Annotated in this window: 17 protein-coding genes; 12 read left to right on the top strand and 5 right to left on the bottom strand. The window is 49.6% G+C overall.

The window, feature by feature from the left end; translation table 11 throughout:
- The first annotated feature begins 128 nt into the window (after positions 1–128).
- The 7 genes from B7989_RS11105 to B7989_RS11135 all read left to right on the top strand — a co-directional run bounded on the left by B7989_RS11105 (position 129) and on the right by B7989_RS11135 (position 7,002).
- Positions 129–1,988 carry an alpha-amylase/4-alpha-glucanotransferase domain-containing protein gene (locus tag B7989_RS11105; protein WP_158212903.1) on the top strand — a complete coding sequence of 620 codons (1,860 nt, stop codon included), beginning with the start codon at positions 129–131 and terminating at the stop codon, positions 1,986–1,988.
- A 3-nt stretch (positions 1,989–1,991) separates the two neighbouring features.
- Positions 1,992–2,681, top strand: coding sequence for a hypothetical protein (locus tag B7989_RS11110; RefSeq protein WP_088628557.1), 690 nt, complete (start codon positions 1,992–1,994; stop codon positions 2,679–2,681).
- The gene (locus B7989_RS11115) at positions 2,671–3,354 is read left to right on the top strand and encodes a lytic transglycosylase domain-containing protein (protein WP_088628558.1); all 684 of its coding nucleotides are present in this window, start codon (positions 2,671–2,673) and stop codon (positions 3,352–3,354) included. Before B7989_RS11110 ends, B7989_RS11115 begins: the two co-directional genes overlap by 11 nt.
- 66 nt (positions 3,355–3,420) lie before the next feature.
- On the top strand, positions 3,421–4,782 hold the full coding sequence (locus B7989_RS11120; protein ID WP_088628559.1) for a TolC family protein: 1,362 nt from the start codon (positions 3,421–3,423) through the stop codon (positions 4,780–4,782).
- A gap of 17 nt (positions 4,783–4,799) precedes the next feature.
- Entirely contained in the window at positions 4,800–5,378 is a 579-nt protein-coding gene (locus B7989_RS11125) for a phospholipid-binding protein MlaC (RefSeq protein ID WP_088628560.1), read from the top strand.
- 5 nt (positions 5,379–5,383) lie between these two features.
- Positions 5,384–6,298 (top strand): hypothetical protein, encoded by a 915-nt coding sequence (locus tag B7989_RS14290; protein WP_088628561.1) that lies wholly within the window; start codon positions 5,384–5,386, stop codon positions 6,296–6,298.
- Positions 6,298–7,002: a pseudouridine synthase gene (locus tag B7989_RS11135; protein WP_088628562.1), complete on the top strand. Its 705-nt coding sequence runs from the start codon at positions 6,298–6,300 to the stop codon at positions 7,000–7,002. The genes B7989_RS14290 and B7989_RS11135 overlap by 1 nt, the downstream gene beginning before the upstream one ends.
- A gap of 58 nt (positions 7,003–7,060) precedes the next feature.
- On the opposite strand, the gene B7989_RS11140 is transcribed toward B7989_RS11135, so the two are convergent.
- A complete protein-coding gene (locus B7989_RS11140; protein WP_088628563.1) occupies positions 7,061–7,447 on the bottom strand; it encodes an HU family DNA-binding protein in 387 nt (128 codons plus the stop codon).
- Between the two features lie 105 nt (positions 7,448–7,552).
- On the opposite strand from B7989_RS11140, the gene B7989_RS11145 reads away from it, so the two are divergent.
- Positions 7,553–8,668 (top strand): tRNA-dihydrouridine synthase, encoded by a 1,116-nt coding sequence (locus B7989_RS11145; RefSeq protein WP_088628564.1) that lies wholly within the window; start codon positions 7,553–7,555, stop codon positions 8,666–8,668.
- Positions 8,669–8,901: 233 nt separating this feature from the next.
- Positions 8,902–9,102 (top strand): type II toxin-antitoxin system RelB/DinJ family antitoxin, encoded by a 201-nt coding sequence (locus B7989_RS11150; RefSeq protein ID WP_073323312.1) that lies wholly within the window; start codon positions 8,902–8,904, stop codon positions 9,100–9,102.
- A gap of 83 nt (positions 9,103–9,185) precedes the next feature.
- Here B7989_RS11150 and B7989_RS11155 read toward each other — a convergent pair whose 3' ends face one another.
- Complete coding sequence (locus B7989_RS11155) at positions 9,186–10,448, bottom strand: C2 family cysteine protease (protein WP_088628565.1); 1,263 nt, start codon at positions 10,446–10,448, stop codon at positions 9,186–9,188.
- A gap of 330 nt (positions 10,449–10,778) precedes the next feature.
- On the opposite strand from B7989_RS11155, the gene B7989_RS11160 reads away from it, so the two are divergent.
- A complete protein-coding gene (locus tag B7989_RS11160; RefSeq protein WP_088628566.1) occupies positions 10,779–13,175 on the top strand; it encodes an HD domain-containing phosphohydrolase in 2,397 nt (798 codons plus the stop codon).
- A gap of 150 nt (positions 13,176–13,325) precedes the next feature.
- Here the strand turns inward: B7989_RS11160 and B7989_RS11165 are convergent, their stop codons facing one another.
- Together B7989_RS11165 and B7989_RS11170 are read right to left on the bottom strand one after the other, a co-directional pair.
- The gene (locus tag B7989_RS11165) at positions 13,326–14,615 is read right to left on the bottom strand and encodes a citrate synthase (RefSeq protein ID WP_088628567.1); all 1,290 of its coding nucleotides are present in this window, start codon (positions 14,613–14,615) and stop codon (positions 13,326–13,328) included.
- 31 nt (positions 14,616–14,646) lie between these two features.
- Positions 14,647–15,939 carry an aminotransferase class I/II-fold pyridoxal phosphate-dependent enzyme gene (locus B7989_RS11170; RefSeq protein ID WP_088628568.1) on the bottom strand — a complete coding sequence of 431 codons (1,293 nt, stop codon included), beginning with the start codon at positions 15,937–15,939 and terminating at the stop codon, positions 14,647–14,649.
- A gap of 160 nt (positions 15,940–16,099) precedes the next feature.
- Here B7989_RS11170 and B7989_RS11175 point away from each other — a divergent pair, with 160 nt between their 5' ends.
- Together B7989_RS11175 and B7989_RS11180 are read left to right on the top strand one after the other, a co-directional pair.
- The gene (locus B7989_RS11175; protein WP_088628569.1) at positions 16,100–20,788 is read left to right on the top strand and encodes an InlB B-repeat-containing protein; all 4,689 of its coding nucleotides are present in this window, start codon (positions 16,100–16,102) and stop codon (positions 20,786–20,788) included.
- A gap of 102 nt (positions 20,789–20,890) precedes the next feature.
- Positions 20,891–21,838 carry a hypothetical protein gene (locus B7989_RS11180; RefSeq protein WP_088628570.1) on the top strand — a complete coding sequence of 316 codons (948 nt, stop codon included), beginning with the start codon at positions 20,891–20,893 and terminating at the stop codon, positions 21,836–21,838.
- 66 nt (positions 21,839–21,904) lie between these two features.
- On the opposite strand, the gene B7989_RS11185 is transcribed toward B7989_RS11180, so the two are convergent.
- Positions 21,905–24,505, bottom strand: a complete 2,601-nt coding sequence (locus B7989_RS11185; RefSeq protein ID WP_088628571.1) for an RNA helicase — start codon at positions 24,503–24,505, stop codon at positions 21,905–21,907.
- Positions 24,506–24,560: the final 55 nt, after the last annotated feature.

Consider the following 24,560-nt stretch of genomic DNA (forward strand, 5'->3'; position numbering starts at 1 on the left):
CGCCGATGGTACCTGGCCCACGGGCCCGGGAGAGTAGGTCGCCGCTGGATTCACGCCCCCTACGAGGTAAACCTCGCAGGGGGCTTTTTTTTATACCGCGAGCATCAAATTTTTCTATCCTTTACCACATGAAACCGACGTTATCGTTTGTGTTGCAGTTGCCGCCTTCGACGGCGTATGCAAAGCTTGAATCTGTTGTAGAGAATTTGCTGAAGGGCGTCTGCATGATGCTCGATTCGGGCAAGGTGAAGTTTTCGCTCTTCATGGATGGCCCGACACTTGAGGTGGCTGCCAAGGTTCCGCGTCCGCTCATGTTCGGCAAGTTGCGTCGTGCTATCGAAGACGGTTCGCTTGAACTTTTAGGCGGTGGCTATTACGACCCGATGCTCCCGCTTTTCCCGACAGAACTGCAGTCCATGCAACTCAAGAAGCATGGTAAGCTCCTGTGGAAATATTTCGGCATCGAGCCTTCCGGTTATTTCAACTCCTCGATGGTGTGGGAAATGGAAATGACCGAACTCCTCGAAAAGCACCGCTTTGAATATGCGCTAGTGCAAGAGGCATCGCTCCAGGATGCGCTTGGCCGTACGACTCCCGTTTCGGGCTGGTATACGGTCGAAGACAAGGGCTCGCTCATGCGAGTGGTCCCGGTGTCGCAAAAACTTTCTGAAGCCATTTCGAACGATGATTTTCAGTGGGAACAGATTGCAGAACCCTATTGTCGTGGCGGAAAGGCTGCCGTTGTCGGCTTGAATATTCCTCCGCAGCCGGGCGATATTATCCCATTCTTTGAACGTTTGATCGAGTTTGTCGAAATGAACGAGATTTCGACGAAAACGGTTGCAAGTGCTGTCACTGAACAGAATGCCGAAGGCCGTGTGAGCTTCTTGCTCTCGTCAGGCCGAAAGATCGGCTTGCCTGCGGCAGCGAAAACCTGTCGTGAACTTCTGATTCGTAGACCCGAAGTCAACCTGCTCCACAAAATGCTTTTGGCCCAGTTCCGCCGCGCCGCGGCGTTGCTCAAGGGCCGTGAACGCGATGATTTCTTCGAAATGCTTTTGCCCGCGATGTCGCCGATTTATTATCGCGACTTGCAGGACTCCGAAGGCATGCGCACGCCGATGGTCCGCTGGTGGGGTAACCGGTTCTTGTTGCAGGCGGCCAACCGCTTGACCGATCTCGTTTCGTTCGATGGAATCCGTCTGGATATTGCCGACTTTATGCTCGAAGGTTACAAGAGCATCTGGGCCGAGAACCATTCGTACTCCTTCTTGCTGAATTACCGCGACGGCGGCATTCTGAATATCTTGAATGCCAAGGATGCCGAAAATAGTGTACTGGGGGCTTGGCGTGACGACGGAAATCCGGCTGTCGGGTTCCTGGATTTCATGATTCCCAATGTGGAACTCAAGGCCGAAAAGCTGGACCAGATTCTGTCTGACCGCGAAGGGATGCTGTCTGCCGCGTACGATTATCAAGTCAAGCGCCATGATGCGGGTACCGATATCGCCTTGTTGTCCGATCAGCATTTGGTGCATGGCGGCCAGACTTTCGCGATTCATGCCGAAAAGAATTTCGAACTTTCGTCTACGGGTTCGCAGTTCTCGGTAGAATACAAGCTTACGAACAATTCTCCCGAAACCATCAAGGGATTCTTCGGAACCCTGCTGGATACAGGACTTCTCGCTTGCGGACATACGGATAGGGACATCTTGATTGATGGTGTCCCGCTCAAATTCAATTTCCGAGACCCGCTGATATTCCCGGATGCGTGTTCCCTTGAAATTGCGGACAAGACGACCACTTCTAGAATAGAGCTGGTCTTTGAGAAAAAGGCCTCCGTTCTGGTGTCGCCGATTTTCGGCGCGTCTGCTCAGGCTGCTCCGGAAGCCTTGCAGGGCATTCGCGTGTTCCCGTTCTGGAAAATGAATCTTGCGAGCGAGTCTGAGTTCTCTGTGCTCATGACGGTTAAAATTTCCAAGAGGTAATCGATGAAGTCAGACTTGATTGACATACAGGTGGAATCTCGCGGAAACGATGTGGAACTTACGTTGTCCGGCTCTCTTGGCTTGCCCCAGCTTTCGGCGGTCAAAGAAAAACTGGATATGCTTGTCGAAGGCCCGGGCTGCTTCTATTTCTTGAATTTGCAGAATGCGCATTTCACCAGTGACCGCTACCTGGAAGTTTTCCTGGAACTCTTGAACCGCGTCAAGTCGCAAAAGTCGGCGTTGATTCTGATTTTTGAGTCGGCGGAACTCTACGATTATTTCTCGAAGTATTTGAGCATTTTCGAAGTCTACGAGAACCGTAAGGCGTACAAGAAGTCGGGCACGAAAAAGCAACTGCAGCAAATCGGCCTGCATTACGGGCTCCGCTCGGGCATTACGGTAAGCTCGGGTGTCGCCGTCGCTCTCATATCGCTGATTCTCGGGTGGATGATTACCTTGTTCGTGATTATTTCGACCCAGGGCCACGATTTGGCCGACAAGCAGGCTCAAATTATTGCGCTCCAGAACCAGAAGGACCGCTACATCAGAGAAATTGACAAGCTGGAATCTTCGATCGGTCCGCTCCGTAAACTAGGCGTGGTGCAAGATACGACTAGGCTCAGTTCCTTCGGGCTCATTCAGGATTGGGTGAGCTATTTGGAATACTTAGAGAATACAAGGCGTGAAAAGTAACGTTCGCATATCCAAGCTCACGTTTGCGATTGCCCTGGTGCTTTGCTTCGGGGCGTTGGGGCTTTTTGTGTCTCATTGGCATGCTCGCCAGGCAGAAATCCAGCAGCTTGCCGTCAAAGAATCGATTTTGCGCGGCGAACTGGAACAGCTGAGCGCATGGGGCAAGTGGACGATTGACTACGTCAAAATCAGCCGTGCGTTGGATTACCTTTCAAAAGGTCGCTTGACCGAAGAGCAGCGTGAAATGCTCACGGAACAGATTTGGCAGATTTCACGATCGTATGCGACAGACCCGTTGCTTATTTTGGCGGTGGTAGCCCAGGAAAGTCACGGAAATCCGAATGCCCGCGGACGCATGCAGTCGGGGGCCTACTCGGGTGCGCTGGGGCTTATGCAAATCAAGCTTGAAACGGCAAAGAAAATGGGCGCTCACTTCGGGCTCAGTGTCGAGACCGAAGAAGACTTGCTGAGGCCCGAAATCAACGTGACGGTAGGAACCGCCTATCTGATCCGCTTGATTTCTAAATACGGCAACTGGAAAGACGCCTTGATTGCATACAACTTAGGACATTCGGCGGTAGACCGCATGCTTCAATCGGGCAAACCTTTGCCGACCAAATATTACGAGCACGTGATTTCCAAATACCAGAACCTGATGAGTCTCGAATTTTAAGACAAGATGGCGATTCCGACAGATAAGTCGTAAGTAAATTGTCCTTAAATTTACTAGATTTTACTCATGTTTCGTGTAATCGCAGTCCTCTTCTTGGTCACAAGTGTGCTTGCCGGTGAAATCCGGTATAGTCTTGACCAGTTCGTGGAAGAAGGTCTCGCGGCGGATCCGCAGGTGGCAGAACTCAAATATGGCACCGAAGCGAAGAAAAACCAGATCCGCAAATTGAAATCCGAGGCCATTTTGCCGACTTTTTATGTGGGCATGATGGTGGGCCCCGCTCCCGGTTTAAAGAACGAATTGCAGAACGGTGATACGGTCGAAGTTTATGACTTTACCAAAATGGGCCCTTTCTGGGGTGTTCAGGCGAAATTTATCCAGCCTCTGAATCTGGGACAGTATCGCGCCGGTAAAATGGCTCTGGAAGCCGACTTGCAGCAAAAGAGTTTCGATATCGAAAACCAGGTCCACAAAAAAGACGTGGAACTGCAGACGTATTACTACAACTACCTTCTGGCAAAAGAAATGATCCGCATTGCGGGCGATGCGCAGTCCAAGGTAGATGACGCCTACGAAAAGTTGGAAGAAGCCCTGGACGATGACGATCCGAACGTGTCGCAGATGGACCTTTTGAACCTGAAGGCCAAAATGCATACGGTCAAGGAAGGCGTTACCGAAGCCAATCTGGGTATGAAGCGCGTGATGCTTGCTATTCGTTTTTCGCTGAGAATGGACGAAAACGACTCCTTCGTGGCCGAGGATTCCGTGCTGGCTCCGCGAACCGAACCGTTGCCCTCGCTTGACGAAGTGCGCAATATGACTCTGAAATACCATCCGGAACTGCGTCAGCTTTCTGCGGGCATTCGCGCCCGCCGCATTCAGATGGACTTGGCCGAAGCAAAACTTGCCCCCGAATTCTTTGTGATGGGTGAAATCGAATACGTGAAGAGCTGGGCCGGTAACAGAAGTATCTTGCAGAAGAATGCTTTTGCCGAAGATGCCGTGAACAAGCTCGATGGCGTCTTGGGCGTCGGCGTTCGCTACAACTTGAATTTCTGGAAAAACTGGGAAGGCTACCGTTCCGCCCGTACGGACATGCGCAGCCTTCAGCTGAAAGAATCTTACGCTTCGGACGGCTTGATGGCCAAGGCCGAAGAACAGTATTACCAGGTAGTTGCCGCCAAGGAAAAACTTGATGCCATGAAAGAAAGCCTGCGTGCTTCCGAAGGCATTTTGAAGGGCGCTGCCATGCAGTACGATTTGGACAAATCAAAGACGGGTGACTTGGTTTCGGCTTATACGCAAAATATTACCATGCAAAAAGATTACTATTTTGCGGTATGTTCGTATAATGTGGAGTTCGCCCAGCTGATTGCAAAGATTGGGATGTCTTTGAAGGAATTCCATACGATTTATATGAACCAGTGAGTTTAAAGGAGAAGAAAATGTTCAAGAAGATTTTAATCGCTATCGCATGCGCCTCTTTGGTAGCCTTTGCCGCCGAAGATCCGGTCGCCGCCATCAAGAAGAAGGATGCCGAACTCCAGACTCTTTTGAAGAAGTCTAGCCGCAATGCGAAGGAAACGGAACGCGTCAAGAGCTTGCTCAGCGATTCCTTTGATTTCGCCCTGCTCGCCAAGAAATCCTTGTCCAACAAGGATTGGGAGGCTCAGGATGCCGCTTCGCAGGAAAAGTTCGTTGCCGAATTCCAGCGCATGGTTCGCAATTCCAGCGCCAAGCGCCTGGAACTCTACCGCGCCGACTCTACGATTTATGAACCTGCCAAGATGAAGAAGGATGACGAAGCCCGCGTGGTGGCCCACCTCTGGAACAAGGGCAAGGAATCGGTTCTGGAATACAAGATGAGCCTGGTTGACGGCAAGTGGAAGGCTTGGGACTTGGTCATCGACGATCTTTCTACGGCACGCAATTACAAGGATCAGTTCTCGCAAATTCTCAAGACCAAGAGCTTTGCAGAATTGATCGATATCATCAGCAAGAAGGCTGATGAATCGGAGAAGTAACCACTTTGATTTGGTTCTGGGGCGTACTTTGTGCTTTGGCGCTTGTCGCCCTGTTCTTTCCGTTTATATTCTGGATTGATTTTTCGGCGGACTTTACTGAAGTAACTGTCCGCGTTCGTTTTTTCAAGAAAGAGCTTTATACCTACACGAAGAACTTTAAAAAGGGGGAGTCCTCCGAAGAGGAGGATGTTTCTATTGAAGAAGAAGAAACGGTTGCTGCGGCCCCTGCACCGAAGGTAGAAAAGGCGGAACCGCCGAAGCCCGAAAAATCTTCGGAGCCGGAAAAACCTGTTGAAAAGCCCGTTGAACCGGAAAGCAAGCCGGAAACGGAAAAGAAAATAGAACCGGAACCTGAAAAGAAGCCTGCAGAAAAGAAACCCGCAGGGAATACTGAAGCGAAAGAAAAATCCAAAGCAGAAGACAAGCCCACGGAAGAAAAATCGTCGGATGACGAGAAAGAACAAAAGCGCTCGTTGACGGATGAAGAATTCTGGACGCTCCTGTTAACTCCCGAATTTGATGTTCGCGCCTGGTGGGCCGTACGCCATGCTTTGTCCGCTTTGTTTAAGTTGTTCAGAATCCGCTTTGTCGATTGCTTTGTAGAAGGTTTCCGTATGGAATACGAAACCATGGGCTATGCCGCGGCGCTGAACGGATTCCTCAAGAGTTTCCCCTACATTGGTGCTTGGGATTTCCGCATGGACTGGACCCGCGATCACGAACTGAATGCGGCGGGCCATATGCGCGCCTCGTTGAACTTGTGCCGTGTGCTGGGCTTGGTCTTGGCGATTTTATTCTACGGCGGCATTGTGGCGTTTGCGTTCTGGCGTCGCCGCGCCAAGATTCTTAAGACGGGCGAGCTTCCGGAACTGGGCTTTATCCGCAACAAGATTGTGAAAATGATGTCGGAGGATGACTGATGCCTGCTTTGACTTTGGATAGACTGCTCGCTTCTATCGGCTTTGGTTCGCGCAAGGAGGCCCGAGCCTTGGTGCGCATGGGTATGGTGGAACTGAACGGCGAAGTCCTTGACGATCCGTTTGTGGAATTCAAGGAACGTCCGGAATCGATTACGGTGAACGGCGAAGAAGTCCCGACAATCGAAAAACTTTACATCATGATGGACAAACCGCTGGATGTGGAATGCAGTCACAACGCCCGCGACCACCAGTCGGTGTTCGAGCTGTTGCCGGACCGTTTTTCGGCGATGGGAATCCAGACGGTGGGTCGCCTGGATGCGGACTCTTCGGGATTGTTGCTGTTTTCGAACCAGGGCGATTTTATCCACAAGGTCGAAAGTCCCAAGAAGGGTTATCTGAAACAGTACCGCGTGACGCTGGCGCGCCCGTTTACCGAAGAGCAGAAGGCGGAACTGTTGCGCGGCATCATGCTTAAAGACGAGCGCCGTCCTGTGTTGGCCCGCGAACTTTCGGTTGATGGCGATTCTGTGCTGATCTCGATTGGCGAAGGACTGTACCACCAGGTCCGCCGTATGTTTGCCGCCGTGGGCAATCACGTGCTTACGCTTAAGCGCGAAGCCATCGGCCCGGTGGTGCTGGACCAGACGCTTGGCAAGGGTGGGTGGCGCTATTTGACGGCCGAGGAAGTAGCCTCGCTGACCTAATTAAATTAAAAAGCCTCGACATTGTCGGGGCTTTAAAACTTGCTGTGGCGAAAATGGATTAGGCTTCTTCGTCGGCCTGGATTTCTTGCGGCTGGGCAGAAATCACGACATCGCGGTCCTCTGCTTCGAGCTTGGCGTTCACGCCTTCGACCAGGGCTTCGAGACTGTTGATCTTGTCCTTGATGTCGTTGCTGAACTTGAAGGAAGGGACCATGCGTTCTTCGATAAGCACGGTTTCGCCGGTGCGGGGATTGCGGGCCGGACGAGCCTTGCGCGGCTTGCAGCTGAAAGTGCCGAAACCACGAATCTCGATGGTGTTGCCTTCGATCAGCTTTTCGCCCAAAAGGTCGAGAAACTGCTCGATGACGGTCTTAATATCGTTGCGCACAAATCCGGTGGACTTGGCGATTTCTTGAATCAGTGCTTGTTTAGTTATATTTGCCACGGCTTAAATATAGGTTTATCAATGAGTTAGCGTACGGGTTATACTCAAATTAAATAATTTTTTCGGGCTCTAGTTGCGGACTATTTGTGAATAATTGTGGTTAAAATGTTGAAAAGTTTCAAACTCAGAAATTTGGATGTATTTCCGAACACAATCCTCAGCCCCATGGACGGGGTGACGGATGCTCCCTTCCGTAGGCTTTGCCGGGTTCTTTCCGGCAACCGGATGGGGCTTCTGGTGTCGGAATTCGTCCCGACGGACGGAGATTCCGTTTTTTGCCTGGATGGCCACAAGCAACTGAAGTTTTTCCCCGAAGAACGCCCGTTTGGCGTCCAAATTTTCGGGCGGTTCCCGGACCGTATGGCCGCCGCCGCTAAAAAGATAGCCGAAAACCTTCATCCGGAGTTTATCGAGGTGAATGCGGGCTGCCCGGCGCCCAAGGTGGCGGGGAAGGGAAGCGGGTCCGGATTGTTGCGTGACCTGCCTCGGCTGCAAGAAATTTTGCACGACGTCCGCGCTGCCCTGGATTCCTCGAGTGTAGACATTCCGCTGACGCTCAAGTGCCGAATCGGTTGGGATGACCAGAGCATTAACGTGATGGAAACGCTGGCGATTGCCGAGGGCGAAGGCGTCGAGATGCTCACTGTGCATGGCCGTACCCGCCTGCAGGGGTACAACGGCCTTGCCAACTGGGAATGGATTGGCAAGGTCGCGGCCGCGGCCAAGATTCCCGTCATCGGGAATGGCGACGTGAACAGCGTGGCTGTTGCTCGCGAGCGCATTGAAACTTATGGCGTGTCGGGCGTGTCCATTGGCCGCGGCGCCATGCACAACCCGTGGATTTTCGGACAGATTGCCGATGCTTGGGAAGGTAAGCCCGCACATGAAATTACTGCGATGGAAGCTCTTGACGTGTTCCCGCTTTACTACAAGTTCAAACTTGAAGACGGCTCTACTGAAATGGGGGCGCTAGGCCGCCTGAAACAGTTGGGCGCAAGACTCTGCAAGGGTTTTTGCCAAGAAGGATGCGGTGACGAAGCCGGAATGCATGTGCGTCAGACGTTGCTTACCGCGCAGACTCCGCAAGAATTTTTCGAACGCTTAGAGGTGTTGAAAAATGGTGTTGTGAAATCGATGCGCTACGATCCGAATCGCTTGGTAAACCTGAACGGAGCCAAGGAAACCGAATTGAGGTTTGGCGACCAGTTTGCCGGAAGGTAAATATTTTTTATATGAAATTTTTTAGATAAACTGCTTTTATTGAAAAGCAGTTTTTTTTGTAAAAAAGAAAGATATGGAAAATAATCTGTATAAACAATGTATGACAACTAGGCGTGCATGCGAAATTTACTGCAATATGAATGTTATTTTATATGAAAAAAATAATCGTTGTAAATTTGACAACGTGAAAAAAATAAACTATTGTTAAAAAAGCTTTTTGAAGGGAAGGAACTATGGCAATAGTAAGCGTAAGAATGGAAGACGAAACAAAGAAAAAGTTTGAAACTTTTTGTGATTCCGTCGGGATCACTGTTTCGGCAGCAGTAAACATGTTCGTGAAAATGACGATCCGCGAAGATCGCCTGCCCTTTGATGTCAAGGGTCATTCGTTTGAACCGCTGGGAAAGGTGGTTCAGGCGAAGGGCGTAGACTAACAGATTTCTTGCTTAATCGTTATGTAGAACAAAGCCGCCCGAATGGACGGCTTTGTTTTTTTTGGCTGCAAAGAAACTGCTAATTAAATGTAGTAGACGTAATTAAAGAACTCAAGGAATTTGTCAAACTGCATTGAGAATACGCCGTTCGAGTTCAAATTCAATCCGTTCCATGTACCACTGCGGCAATATTGCTTTACCGGAGTGGAGCCCCACGGGTTACGAACGATAATGCGCTGAACGCCGTTGTAAGTTTCGATGCCCAAGATAGAATAGGCGTGGTTAGGAACTGTTCCGACGGTGCTTTGACGGTCCTTGCCCGATGTAGAAACGGTGATGGGGGTGGTTGTCTGTCCGTTCGCGGCGGTGTTCCTCACGAGCATTTTCCAAATCTTGCTGCTATTTCCCTTTTTGCAGTAATAATCGTCGTAGCTGTAGCCGGTGAGGCGACGCAATGCGGTACCGGTGTTGCCGCCTTCGATCTTTTTCATGTTGGGACAGTCGGAGCTCGTTTCGATCATCCATTTGGCGAAGGCTTTTTCCCACAAGGCGGGCCAAGTTTCGGTGTAAGAGGTGTTAGAACGACCGTAGATCCAGTATCCGCCCGGGTAGTTTACGGCGACTTTCTGAGAAATAGTGACCCATTCTGCTTTCAGCTTTTTTGTCCAAAAACGGAATTGGTAATTGCCGCTGCTGAGACTGCATGCGCCGAGCAAATGCGGTGCGCTCCACTGCACAGAACACAGTGCTGCCAAGAAATAGCAGTCGCCCAGGGCGCCCTGCATGACTTCGAGCCCATACATGCTGGTGACGATGTAATTTCCCATGACCTTCCACATGATGTCGCTGGGAACCCAGTCTGCAGGCTTGCCTACTTTGTCTTTTGTTGTCTTTGCCGAAGCTTTTTGCTTGGGTTCGTCGTCGGAAACGACCTGGTCGGGGAACAAGGCTGCGCAAATCTTGTTGAAACCGGCAGGGAGGGCGTTCTTGTCGGCCTTCACGGTGTCGGTCTTCTTGGCGGACTTCTTTACAGTTTCTACGACTGCGTTCTTCTTGAAGAATTTGCGCATGCGTTCAAAATCTTTAGTTTCGGCAGCGGCTTCCACTTTGTCCTTAGAGGCGTTGTACTTGAACTGGCGCGGCATCAAAATGGGGCTGTTGGCCTTGAACATGGCCTTAGGGTCCTTAATGCCCAGCAAATCGGCGAGCTTCTTCTGAGGGTCTTTTTCTGCATCCCAATTGATTTTCTTCTGCGCAACGAGATCACCTAGAGCGTACGGGTTGATTGCTTTGCCGAGGTCGCCATCTTTAGGAAGGTTGGAAGTCGTTTTCTTTTTTGTTGCCATTTGAATCTCCTTTTTTTAGAGTTTGTTTGTGATTTATTGCTTACCAATATAAAACAAAAATATGCCGTAAAAGCATAATTTGCTTGCTTTTTTACAAACAAATTCTTATAGAATTGTTAAATGGAATACGCTGGTTTGATGATGTATTTTTGAATGAATATGGTGTAATAGAAATGAATTACGACTAGAATTGTAAAATTTTGTTAACCAAACAAGGCCGTGAATACTCCAAATTGGAATGTCTGGTAAACGGATTTTTTTGGGGGTATTCGTTCGGAAACGTTTTTCTTATATATATTAGTTCCAACTATTGTTCTTAAGAAGGGAAATATGAGGAACAAAATATTTGCGTATAAGGATGCAGTCGGGTTTGAAAACGAACTCTTCCTGTTTAGCAAGTGGTACAAGGAACATGGTTCCCCCACGATGTGCTTCCAAATACATTCAACCATATTGGATCCCGAAAAACTGAAGCCCGTTTGGGATATTCTGGAACGGGTATTCCCCGATATCCCGTGGTTTGGCAATTCGACCGCCGGAAACATTGTGGATTGCGAACAGGCCGTCGATATTTCGGTGTCTGCCATTATTTTCGAAAAAACGACGAGTAAATTCCAGGTTTTTCAGTACGACTTCTCTAGGGAATCTGTCGGTGGCATTGCGAGCGAAATCGTAAAAGAGGCAGATAAAAATCCATGGGTAAAGGCTGTAGAAATTTATCACTGCATTTCGCCCTTCTCGACGACGGCTCTTTGCGAAGGGCTTGACAGCCTTGCTCCGAACATTCAGGTTTTTGGCGGTATTGTTTGCTCTCCCGATATTACGAGCCCGAATTCCTGCGTGTTCTCGTCGGTGGGTGGCTATACGAAGTCCGGTCTTTTGGTCGTGTTCTACGGCGGTGACGATCTTTATATTGAATCTCGCAAGATTAGCGGCTGGAAACCCATTGGACGTAACTTCCACGTGACCCGTTCGGAGGGCAATATCCTTTATGAACTGGGCGGCGTTCCGGCCTACGAAGTTTATAACAAGTACCTGAATATTAAGAACGATAACAATTTCTTCTACAACGCGCTTGAATTCCCTATGCTTTACGAGCATAATGGCGTTTCGATTGTGCGTGCGGCTGGCGCGAGTAATCCGGATGGTTCGCTCTCCATGTCTTCGGATATTGACGAGGGGTCCATTGTCCGGTTGTCGTATGGTGAACCGCAATTGATTGTGGAAAAGATTAAGGCTGAAAGTGAAGCGTGCGAAAAGTTTGCTCCCGAAGTGCAGCATATCTTCTCTTGCGCGGCCCGAAAGGCGTTCTGGTCCCAGCATGAACCGACTTACGAAATTTCTCCGTTCAAGGGCTTGGCTTCTAGCACAGGTTTCTTCTCACATGGTGAATTCCTTCGTGAAAAGGGCCACTTGAACCAGCACAACATTACGCTCGTATTTGCCTCGATGCGTGAAGGTCCTGCGGTAAAGCATGAACATGCTCCTGTAGAAGATATCCAAGAGGGAATGGCTTCGCGTTTGCCGCTTGCGGCCCGTATGGCAACGTTCATTCGCGAAACTTCTTTTGAACTGGAACAGATTAACAGCAAGCTGCGCGTGATGAACGAACACTTGCAAGATGTCGCGACGACCGATGCCTTGACGGGTCTTGAAAACAGGCTTGCCTTTGATGAAATCCTCAAGACGATTAGCCAGGAGGATAGCGAAGCCGGTACCTGGACTATGGTGTTGATGGATGTGAACGGCTTGAAGTACGCAAACGATACCTTTGGCCACCAGGCGGGCGATGCCTTGATCGTGGCGGCAGGTAACGCCATCAAGAGCGCTTACGGTGCAACTGGAAACTGCTTCAGAATTGGCGGTGACGAATTTGCCGTGGTGACGCGTGCTCCGCTGGATTCGCTGTTCGTGCTGTATAGCAACCTGCAGAAGTGTATCGAAGAATACAACAAGGACGCTTTGTACCACTTGTCCATTGCAGTGGGCGAAAGCCGCCTGCGTAGCGATTCTGGCGTTCGCAAGTCCATTAGTGACTGGAAGATGGAAGCGGACTTGAACATGTACCGCGACAAGGTGCGTTACCACAAACCGGTCGAAAACAATGAAAACCAGAACCTCAAGGACTTGATTTCTTGTTTGATCACGGTGGAAGAAGCGAAGGATTCCTACACGGCTCACCATTCCGATCGCGTGAAGGCTTTCTCGGAACAGATTGCTAGGTTGCTTGGCCTGTCGGAAGGTTCTGTCTCGTTGATTACCCATGCCGCGCTCTTGCACGATATCGGCAAGATGGGCATTAGTGACAACGTGCTCGGTAAACCCGGTAAACTGACGGATGATGAATTCTCGATTATTAAGCAGCATCCGGTGATTGGCGCTAAGATCTTGATGCAGTCCAACTACACCCACGAACTGGTGCAGATTGTGCTTCACCATCATGAACGCTTCGATGGCCGCGGTTACCCCGAGGGCCTGAAGGGTGAAGAAATTCCTATCGGCGCCCGAATCATTGCCATTGCGGACTCTGTCGACGCGATGACGAGCAAGCGCGTATACCGTGATGCCTTGTCGCTGGATTACTGCCGCAAAGAAATCGAGAAGAATCTGGGCGTGATGTACGACCCTGCCATCGGCAAGGTGGTGCTGGATCATTGGAACGAGGTCGCCGATTTGCTGATGAAGCTGCAGAGCGGTCGCCCGAAAATCGTCAATCGCACCAATTGATAGACCTTGCAACAAAAGCCGCCGGATTCGTACCGACGGCTTTTTGCTTTTGAAATTTTGTGAGCAAAAAGCCCCTGTTATTAAACAGGGGCGATTGCGAGAGTGAGGCGATATCACATTCTTGGTTTTGTGATAGAGCCGAACGGACTTTTATCTCTTGTCGCGGTCGACCCAGGCGCGAGCCGTGTGGCCCGTGTAAATCTGGCGCGGACGGTTAATCTTGGAATTCGGGTCGTCGTGCATTTCCTTCCAGTGGGCAATCCAGCCGGGCAAGCGGCCGATAGCGAACATCACGGTAAGCATGTTCGTCGGGATGCCCATGGCGCGGTAGAGAATGCCCGAGTAGAAGTCCACGTTCGGATAGAGCTTGCGTTCGATGAAGTAGTCGTCCTTGAGGGCGGCTTCTTCGAGCTTGAGCGCAATGTCCAGCAGCGGATCGTGGAAATGTTCGCGTTCGAACACCTGGTACATGAGCTTCTTGAGTACCTTGGCGCGCGGATCGTAGCTCTTGTAGACGCGGTGACCGAAGCCGGAAAGACGGAACGGGTCGTTCTTGTCCTTGGCCTTGTCCATCACCTGTTCGATGGTCATGCCGCTCTGCTGGATGCGCAGGAGCGTTTCGAGTACGGCCTGGTTAGCACCGCCATGGAGCGGACCCCACAAGGCGCAAATACCAGCGCAGATACTTGCGTACAAGTTAGCGTGAGAGCTGCCCACCATACGCACGGTAGAAGTAGAGCAGTTCTGTTCGTGGTCGGCGTGTACAATCAGAAGCGTGTTCAGCGCCTTTTCCATGATCGGATCCGGGTGGTAGGAACGGGCCTTGCTGCTGAACATCATGTTCAGGAAGTTGCTGCAGTAGCTGCGTTCTGCTTCGGGGTACACGAACGGTTCGCCGATGCTTGCCTTGTAAGAGAAGGCGGCAATCGTGCGGATCTTTGAAATCAGGCTTGCAGTCGTGAGGTCGAACACGTCGGCGATGTTTTCATCGTCGTAGAAACGCGGCGTAAACAGGCCCACGGCATTCACGATGGAGCTGAGGATGCCCATCGGGTGGGCGCTCGGCGGCATCTGCCTAAAGAAGTGCAGAAGGTTCTCGTGGAGGAGAGAGTTCTCGGTCAACAACGTGCGGAAACGCGCCAGCTGCTGCTGAGTCGGCAGTTCACCGTAAATCAGGAGCCAGGCGGTTTCGGGGAAGGTAGCCTTTTCGGCAAGGTCTTCGATACTGTAGCCGCGGTAACGCAGGATTCCGTGTTCGCCGTCCACGTAAGTGATGGCGCTTCGGGTGCTACCGGTGTTCAGGTAGCCGTAATCCAAGGTCACCAGGCCGGTTTCCTTGCGGAGTTTGCAGATGTCGAGACCGTGTTCGTTTTCAGCACCTTCAACAACAGGGAGCTCGATGCTCTTTCCGTTGTAACTTAAAATGGCGTTGTCGGACATTATTCCTCCAGGAGGTACGGATTCCCGCACCTTACTTCATCTTCAAAATGCAATTATAGATATTGTCGAACAGCTTGGGAAGCTTTTCGGTCGGCACGGCAGAGAATGCGAGGCGAATCAGGCCAGAAAGCATGATCGTACCGGTGCTGTAGTCCTTGATGAGCTTTTCGCGGAGCTGTTCTGCGTCAACGCCCTTCGGCTTGATGCACATAAAGTAGCCGCTGTTGCACGGCATCGGTTCAAAGGCGTCCTTGTATTCCGGATGGGCGGCAAAAACTTCCTTGATGATGTCGTAGCGCTTCTTGAGCACAGCGTACTTTTCCTGCTTCTGCTGCTGGTATTCGGGGCTCTGGAATGCGGCGAGCAGGATCTTCTGGCTGATGCTCGGGGCGTTGGAAATGTTACCACGGACGGTACCGGCGGCCTTGTCTTCGAGAGCCTTGAGCTGTGCTTCGGTAGCACCCTTGAAGCCGAAGCTCATGAAGCCCACGCGGAAGCCCCATACGTAGTCTTCCTTGGTCGGGCCGTCGAGCTTGACAGCGAGGAGGTTTTCGTGAGCGTCCACGAGCTTCACGAACAGGGATTCCTTTGTCACGCCTTCTTCGTACACGAGTCCGAAGTAAGCATCGTCGAGGAGGGCCACCACCTTGTTACCCTTGGCGGCGCATTCCGTGAGAATCTTGGCGATTTCGACAGCTTCCTTTTCGGTAGCGGTGTAACCGGTCGGGTTGTTCGGGAAGTTCAGGAGAACGACCTTCTTGTCGCCCTTGCTAGCTTCGAGAGCGGCCTTGAGGGCTTCGGTGTCGAAGCCGCCGTTCTTGAAGGTGTTGAAAGTCTTGATCTTGGCGCCACGGGCGTTTTCGAACACGAGTTCGTAGTTGTCCCAGTACAGGTCCGGGATAATCACTTCGTCGCCGGCGTCGAGGAACAGGTAGCCGGCGCAGCTGATGGCATGCGTCAGGGCGGCGGTCACCACCGGGTTGCTGAAGCTCTTGGTGGCAAGCGTCGGGTTCTTCTTGATGTCCAGTTCCTTCCAGGCCTTGCGGAGGTCCGGGTTACCGAAGCTCGGGGCATACAGGAAAGAAGTCTTGGGGAGGTTCAGGGACTTGAGAACGCAATCCAGCACGAGCGGAGAGCCGTCGTCTTCGAGAGCGGTTCCGATGGTAGCGTTGATTTCGGAGCCCTTGGCTTCGGCGCCCTGGCCGAGGATTCCCTTGCGGGGGAAGAAAATCGCCTTGCCCTGTTCAGAGAGCATGTCGAGAACTTTGCAGCCGTTTGCGGAAAGTTCAGCGTTCAGAGCCTGTGCTAAAGGATTGTAGTTCATAGTGGTGTCCTTTGAAAAATTCCGCGCGCAAATATAGAAAAATGGGGCTTGGGGGCTAGGTCTAGCAATAAATTTTGAGATCGAAAACAGGGTGGTTTGATAATAAAAACAGATTTATGTATTTTTGGGGACGATTAAACGCTTGTCGTTAGGAGGATATATGCGAAAGTTCGTCGTTTTGTCGACGCTATTATTGGCAAGTTTTTCCCTTGCAAGAGAGATTGTCCCGGAAATGCCGGGTACTTACGGCGCGTGCTACAGTATTACGACTGTGGAAGAACTTTACGGATACGTTAAGCTCGTTAACGAAGGCGAAGACCCCGATGGGTGCGTTTTGCTTCGCGACGACATTTATGTCAATACGGGTACTGATTTTGAAACGGGGAATGTGGCACAGTGGATTCCCATTGGAACGGCGGAGCACCCTTTTAAAGGCAAGTTTTCGGGAGAATACCATACCATTTATGGTATTGCGCAAGATTGTGCGGCAGATTCTGTTGCGGGACTCTTCGGCTATGTTGCCGGAGGAACCGAAGATTCTCCGGTATTGATTGAAAGGCTTGGCGTTGAAAATACTCGTATTGCGGGATGCAGCGTAGTTGGCGGCTTGGCTGCAGTTGTCGATTCGAATAGTTATGTGTCTGTTAATAATGCCTATAGCGCAGGAACTTTTGCTGGTGTTTTAACTGCAGCTGGCTCGGTGGAAAAGGGCGTTGTCGGAGGACTTTTTGGCGAAGTTAAGGGCGATGTCTCTATTGAAAATAGCCATAGTTCGGCGGCTCTCAAGGGAGTAAAGTTTGGCGGTCTTGTCGGCACTCTCTCGGTAGATTCGCTTCTTCATCTTAAGAATGCATTTAGCCTTACGGAATATGGCGCTGTCAATGGCAAAGATTTTGAAGGCGCAGAAATTCGGGATAGTGTCCAGTTTGCAAATGCGACTGTCGCAAAACTTTTGTATGAGTATAATCAATATGGGGCAAATTGGCGCCAGTCATCTGGTAGCACGCATCCGACATTGAGTGAAAAATATGGTGGTGATTTCTGGTACCCGTATACACTGCATTACCCTAACGGAGAGATTAAGAGAAGCTGGCATAAGAATGCCGTGGTTCTTGAAGACGGTGATGATAGCACTTGTTATATCGGCTGGTATGAGTCGCCTACTTTTGAAGGTGAAGCGGAAGAATATGTTTGGGGCACTGCTGAATTATGGACTATAGGCCTCCCACGAGACAAAGATGGTTGGTGTCTTATCGGTAACGCAGATGACCTTTATCTTTATGCTAAGGCGTTAAGGGATAAATATAAAAAGTCTATTGATTTTAAGGCGAAACTCACTGCGGATATTGTTGTAAACAAGAATGTTCTTGATTCAAAAGGGAATGTGAACAAGGGAACATTCAGGTCGTGGAATCCTATCGAAAACGCTTATTATACCATTGACGGTGACGGTCATGTGATTAGTGGCCTTTATTATTCTGGGGAAGGAGATATCTCGTTTATCAAGAATTTTGGTCTCAGGGATAAACCGGAGGATATTTCAATTCGTAACTTGGGGATAGTTGATTCCTATTTGGAGAGTACGGCTAAGGATAATGTGACGACGGGTTTGTTCTTAAGGGGTAATGGTAATATTACTTTAGAAAAAGTGTTCTTTGAAGGCACTCTTGCTGCGTCTGGTGAGTATGGGAACGTAAGGGGCTTGTTCAATGCCGTTAACGTGCCGCATGATTTTGTTGTAAAGAATACTCATGTCAAGGGTGTTTTAAAAGGCTCGGCAACGAGTGGTTTTGGAGGCCAGGTTTTGGCTGAGAATGTTTCTGTACGCGAATCGTATTTTGATGGAATATTATGGGGTGATGGTGGCAGCCTTTTTGCGTGGGTGTGCTTGACGGGGACCTCTATGGAACAGCTGGAAAACGTAGAAATCCTAGATTTTTATAGCACTGCGTATAGTCCTTTGATAAAATACACCTTTGCCAAGACATTGACTTTAGTTAATGTTTATGGACGTTCTCCAGACATGGAATTCAGTTATATCGGAAAGAAAAATATCTCGAACTTCTTCGTCATGGATTTAAAATCGGATTCTCACGAAATAACGACTTTCCCGAGCGAAAAATTTAGGGATGGAACGGTTGCTGCTCTTATGCGTCAAAATTGCGTATATGGTGCCAACTGTTCCGTATGGGGACAGAATGTGGAAAAAGGGGACACACTTCCGAATTTTAGCGGAACCATAAATTCGTCAAAGTTGAAATTTGCCAAATTGACGCTGAAAACCTTTGATGATGATCCGAATGCTTCAAAATATCCTAAGCAGTACTTAAAGGGATTTCAATTGACCCTTCCTGCCGAAGCAGATGTTATACGCGATGGTTATGTTTTTGCGGGCTGGTATCTTTCTAGCGATTTCTCCGGGAAACCGATTACGACAATCGATTCAACTGAAACGAAAGATTTGACTTTGTACGCTAAATTTGTTTCACCGCTAATTATTACGCTGGTTGAATACGAGGGCAAGGAACAGATTGATACTGTAGGAAAGGGAATTGCATGGAAAACAAAACGTGTGGAGCGCGAAGGCTACGTATTTGCCGGTTGGTACGACAATCCTGATTTTACGGGACCGTTGTATGGTTATGCTACGATTCAAAAAAATGACACGTTGTACGCAAAATGGTATAAACCGGAAATTCCGCCCTTGGTGGAGGATTGCTATCAGGTGTCGACTGTAGAACAGCTTTATGGGCTTGATTCTATTTATGGGGATAAGACGAGAACAGATGCTTGCGTCGAACTTGTAGACGATATTGTACTCAATAAGAATGTTCTAAAAAAAGATGAATCTTTGAACGATTCCTTAGAAAATGTATTGACCAAATGGAAACCACCAGTGATTGTTGGCGTGTTTGATGGCAAGGGACATTCTATAAGTGGCTTATACTATGATGAGGAATACGCCGTAGCAGGAGTCGGTCTTTTTGAGCGCGCGAACGGGGAAAAAGTTTCCATTCGCAATCTCGGAATAAAAGATGCTTTTATTCGGTGTAACGGAAATGTGGCTGGCGGTATTGTTGGGGTATCTGAAACTGAACTAGAAATTGCCAATAGCTTCTTTGAGGGAACGCTTTATTCTAAGGGCAAATATGGTGCAGGTGGTCTCGTGGGCGATGCCATTAACAGAGCGTCAAAAGTGATAACAATTGTCAATAGTTACCATATAGGACCCGTTACGAGTGAATATGGTTTTGCTGGTGGGTTAATCGGTCGATTTAGTCATTACTCGAAGGCAGATCCTTCTTTTGTTGAAGTTGTTAATAGTTTTCATGCAGGTCGTTTGGCAAGTGGTGAAGAAAATTACAAAGAATGCAATGAAAAATCTCTTTATTGTGGCATGATGTTTAAATCGGAATATGTGTCCCGAATAGACAATGTGTATTCTTTGGGAAAAATTCCGACAGTTTCTCGAAATCATGTGTCTGGGGTGATGAGTTATCCAATCGAAAAGTTTGAAGATGGAACCGTTGCTCAACTACTGCACGATTATAATCAAGACGGGGTTGACGGTAGCATCTGGGGACAATCTAGTGGCAGAAAGTATCCGGACTTTAGTGGAAATGTCAAGGGGTTCTCTCCTTCTTATGCAAAAATAGAATGGCACTCTTATAGTAGTGATAAATATCCTTATCCGGCAAAGGTCTTGAAGGGTTCGCAACTTGTCTTGCCGGACCATCGCGAAATGGTTCGAGATGGGTATATTTTTGGCGGTTGGTATGACAACGCTGGCTTTATGGGGTCTCCGATTTTTAGTATGAATGTGACTAAGGATGCGGTTCTCTATGCAAATTGGATAGAAGTAAAAAAGCCTGGTTTGGTAAATGGCTGCTATCAGATTTCGAGTGCGGAAGAACTCTATGGATTTGCTCGTGTTGTGAATCAGGGTGATTCTACAGCGTGTGGTGAATTGACTCGCAATATTACAATCAATCAGAATGTGCTGGATTCTAACGGGAATCCTCCCCTGGATGCGGAATATGGCTTTGCTCATTGGACTCCGATTGGAAATGAAAATTGTCCATTCAGTGGAAAATTTGAAGGCAATGGGTATACCATTAGCGGGTTGTATCAGTATGCTTTGAACGAGTACGGTGGATTGTTTGGGGTGGTAAATGGTGGCTCTGCGAAGGATCCTGTTTTTATACATCATTTAGGTATTTCGGATTCCTATTTTAGGGGAGGCTTTGACAGTTTCTGGTCTAATACGGCGTCTGTTGTTGGTGGCGTAAGTGAAAAAAGTTATCTCAAAATATCAAGGGTTTATAGCACAGCTACGGTTGAAAACGGTGGCGGCTTTGTTTCTACTAACGAAGGAATTCTTGATATTGACAGCTGCTATAGTCTTGGTAAAGGCATTGTTTCTTCGTATGATGCGTCTTATGATGCATTGATAGATAAATCATATTCCGGGTATGTAGATCCAATCAGACTGCCCTTGGTGACGAATTCCTATTGCGTTGTGGAATCTCGTTATGATTGCAAACTCATGGATCCAAAGAATTTTGATGAGAAAATGTTCGGCTTTGTAGAATCGGATACATCGGGGCATCTTATGCCGTTCACGCCCTTTGTTAACTTGAAAAATCCTCCGGTTGCAATTGTTGCCTCGGGTAAGCAAATACAAGTCAATGGAGCTGCTCCTGGTCAAAAGTACGCCGTTTTGGACATGCAGGGACGTGTTATTTATCAGGGTGTTGCCGAAATATCGAATTTTGTGCTGAATATACCTCGTTCTGGCAAGTATATCGTGCGTGTTGGAAAGGCGATGCGGCCGGTTTTGGTTAAATAGTCGTGATTCAAAACACTGGATTTTGCAAAAAATGAAAAAATGAGCAGAAAGGCTTGTTTTTAGGATAGTGTTAATTTATATTGAATCGTGTAGGAGGTTTACGTGAAAAAGTTTTTGTCCTGTTGTGCGGCCTTTTCGTTTGCTCTTTTGGCTTGCGGTGACGATTCCTCGTCGGATTCTAACGGGAATCACGTTTCTGCAGGATCCAACAAAAATGTTGACCTTCGGATGGTAAGCAAATGCCTTGACGATGGTTTGGGCGTCTTGGCTAAAAAGGCTGGTTCTGAAGAACTTGACAAGGCGTATCTGACTCAAGACGAAGACGGTAACTATCAGGTTTTGGTTCCTGAATTGAACGACTACTGCGATGTGGATGCCCGTTTTAGGTCAAAACGTTCTGGCGATACCTTGGAAATTTGGTTCAATCTGGAAGAAGCCGCCGTGACAAACTGCATGTGCATCAAGGATCACCTGTTCAGCATTAAGTCAAGCGATGCCGATGCCAAGTATTTCAAGTATTCTGGCGATGTCTTCGAGATAACGTCTGAGCCGGCGCCTGAAAGGCCCGAAATCGAGGAACCGACAATTCCCGATGCGCCGGAATTTGACGAGTCTGAACCGCACCAGCACACGACTGATGTGATTGGTAAGTGCAGGAGCGGCTCTGTTGACGATGAATCTCTTTTGAGCTATAAATATATCGATGTTGCCGGATGGAATGATTATTCGGAGACGACAGAAAACGGATCAATTCCTCTTGCCCTAAAGTACGAAGACGAAGGTGACGCAGTCCTTGTCATGGAGACTTCGTTCAGTTGCGATGAATATGTTTCTAGCGTGAATGTTTTTGTTTCGAATGACACGCTCTTTGTGAAACCTAAGATAAGCAAAGATGAATCGGTGAAATTGCCCCCGGGTGAAGGCTGCGCCTGCTTTACGCGCTCTTCAATCGTTCTTAAAAATGAAGGCGCTTATGCCGAAGCAAAGTACATGGTCTTTGGAAACCACATGGAATACGTGTATACATTGAAGCCCGGAATTGAAAAATAATCATCCTAAAGCTCCTTGGAATGATTAGCGCACCCCTTTGGGGGTGCGTTCTTTTTATAGCGGCTGCTAGACTTCGCCGATGCGGGCCATTTTAAGGAGCGGCATGCCGGCTTCGCGGCACTCGGCGAGGTCGATATCGAAATCGATGCTCCAGTCGTTGAAATCTTCTTCGTCTTGCAGCATTTGCTGGATATGCATTATGTTGCCTTCGTAAGTCACAATCGTGTGCCGCAGCGAACGTCCTTCGACGTCGAGGCGGAAATTGTGGTGTTCCGCGGTGTAGGCGGCCATGATTTCGAGCAGACGCGGCTCCGTCCAGGGTTTGCCTTCGCCGTCTACGAGCATTTGGCCTTCGGCGAGGTCGTCGGCGAGCAAGTCCAAGACGTCGCTGTAGGCCTGCTTTTGCAAGGCGCTCATGAGCTGGAAGATGCGCTGACGAACCATGGTGAGGAAACGCTTCTTGTCGTAGGTAATGTCGGCGGCAATCTTGTCTGCGCCAAAGGCGGTTTCCTGTTCGGTGGCGCCTGCGGCTTCCATGCGCTTCTGGTAGTCTTCGGGGTGGGCCATCTTTTCCCATTCTTCGAGCAGGCTCGAGTCCGTGCGGCGAATCATGTCGCCGAGGTAATCTTGCATGTCGAGGAGTTCTTCGTTCTTGTAGCCGTCGGGAACAGTCTGCGAAAGCACCTTGTAGACGTTATTCAAATGCCGGAGCAAAATGGCTTCCATGCGCTGTAGGCCGTATTGCTTGACGTACCCGCTGAAGGTGCTGAAATTTTCGAACATTTCGCGGGCGATGCTCTTGGGCTCGATATTTACATCTACCCAAGGATGCTGTTCCGAAAATTCGTTGAAGGTGTCGTAAATAAAGTCGCGCAGGGGCTTGGGGTATTCCACCTTCTCAATTTCTTCCATGCGCTGGTTGAATTCCATGCCTTGGGCCTTGAGCTCGTCAAGTCTTGCGTTGCGAGCCCTGTTCTGCTGGATGCGCAGAATGGTTTCGGGATTTTCAACGATGCTTTCGCACAAAGTAATAACGTCTAGGGCGTATTCGGGACTTTCACGGTCCAGTTTCGGGAGCGTGTCTACCAAGTACAGCGAAAGCGGCTGGTTCATGGAAAAGTCGTCTTGCAAGTCCATGTTGACGCGCAGGTGGCTGTAACCTTCGGCAATGGGCGTAGTAAATTCGATAATGTGCTTTTCGACAAGGCTTCTGAAAAGTTGGAAAGCGCGGTGGTTGAGCTGCTTTTTGCTGGCCGCACTTTCGTGACAGTCCTTGAGCAAGTTGCGCATGGCGCGGCAGCCGTCCGTGGGACGGCTCAAAATGTTGAGGAGCATTCCGTGGCTCACCTGGAAACTGGATGTCAGCGGTTCCGGAGCGGCGGCAATCAAACGCTTGAAGGTGCTTTCGTCAAAGGGAACGTAGCCATGTTCGGGCGGTTTCTTTTTCTGGAATTTTTTGCCGGTCTGCTTGGTTTTGGCTTCCAGTTTCAAGTTCTCGATTACATGTTCGGGCGCCTGCGCCACCACGTAGCCGATGTCGTCGAAGCCCTTGCGGCCGGCGCGGCCTGCAATCTGGTGAAAGTCGCGGGCGGTCAGAATCGCCGTCTTGTCACCGCTGTATTTGCAGAGCTGCGTAAACAGAACCGTTCGAATCGGAACGTTTACTCCCACGCCGAGCGTGTCGGTACCGCAAATGACCTTGAGCAAGCCTTTCTGTGCGAGCTTTTCGCAGAGAATGCGGTACTTGGGCAAAAGTCCTGCGTGATGGAGCCCGATGCCCTGCTTGAGCCAGCGCTTGACTTCGGGCCCGTAGGGGCTGCTGAAGCGCATTTCTTTAATCGCTTCGTTAATGGCCTGCTTTTCTTCTTTATTGCAGAGATCCAGGCTCATGAAATTCTGGGCGTTGGTGGCTGCGGCAGCCTGCGTAAAATGCACTACGTAAACGGGCGCCTTGCCGCTGGACACGAGCTTTTGCACCGTGTTTGAAATTTCGGTTTCGGAATAGCTGAAATCAAGCGGAACCGGACGCTGCGAAGACCTTACGGTGACCGATTCGCGGCCCGTGTGTTTGGTCATGTCGCGTTCAAAGAATTCAGTGGCGCCGACGGTAGCGCTCATGAGCAGGAATCTTGCCTGCGGAAGCGTGAGCAGCGGAACCTGCCAAGCGACACCGCGTTCCTTGTCGGAATAGTAATGGAATTCGTCCATGACCACGTCGGTAATCGTGAGCATTCCGCCTTCACTTAGCGCCATGTTACTCAGGATTTCGGCGGTACAGCAAAGGATAGGGGCGTCATGATTGACGGTTGCGTCACCTGTCGAGAGACCTACATTCTCGGCGCCGAATTCCTTGCAGAGCGCCATCCATTTTTCGTTGACCAGGGCCTTGATGGGGCAGGTGTAAACGCTGCGGCGCCCGTGTGCCAAACTGTCAAAATGGAGTGCCAGGGCCACCATGGATTTCCCGGAGCCCGTGGGGGTATTGAGGATGACGTTTTTGCCGTCCAAAAGCTCAAGGATGGCCTCTTCTTGAGCGGGGTAGAGCGTGGTGCCGCGGGATTCTGCCCATGCCATGAACGCGTCCAATAGGGTCTCGGCGCCTTCGCCTGCGTTAAAAGGGGTTTGGGGCAAGAAATCTTTCAATGTTTTGCGGGCGTTTTCACTCATAAAGCCAAAGATAGATATTTGTGGGTAAGTCTGTTTTTCTAAATTGTAGGTGTAT

Source organism: Fibrobacter sp. UWB5, assembly GCF_002210295.1.
Taxonomy (GTDB): Bacteria; Fibrobacterota; Fibrobacteria; order Fibrobacterales; family Fibrobacteraceae; genus Fibrobacter.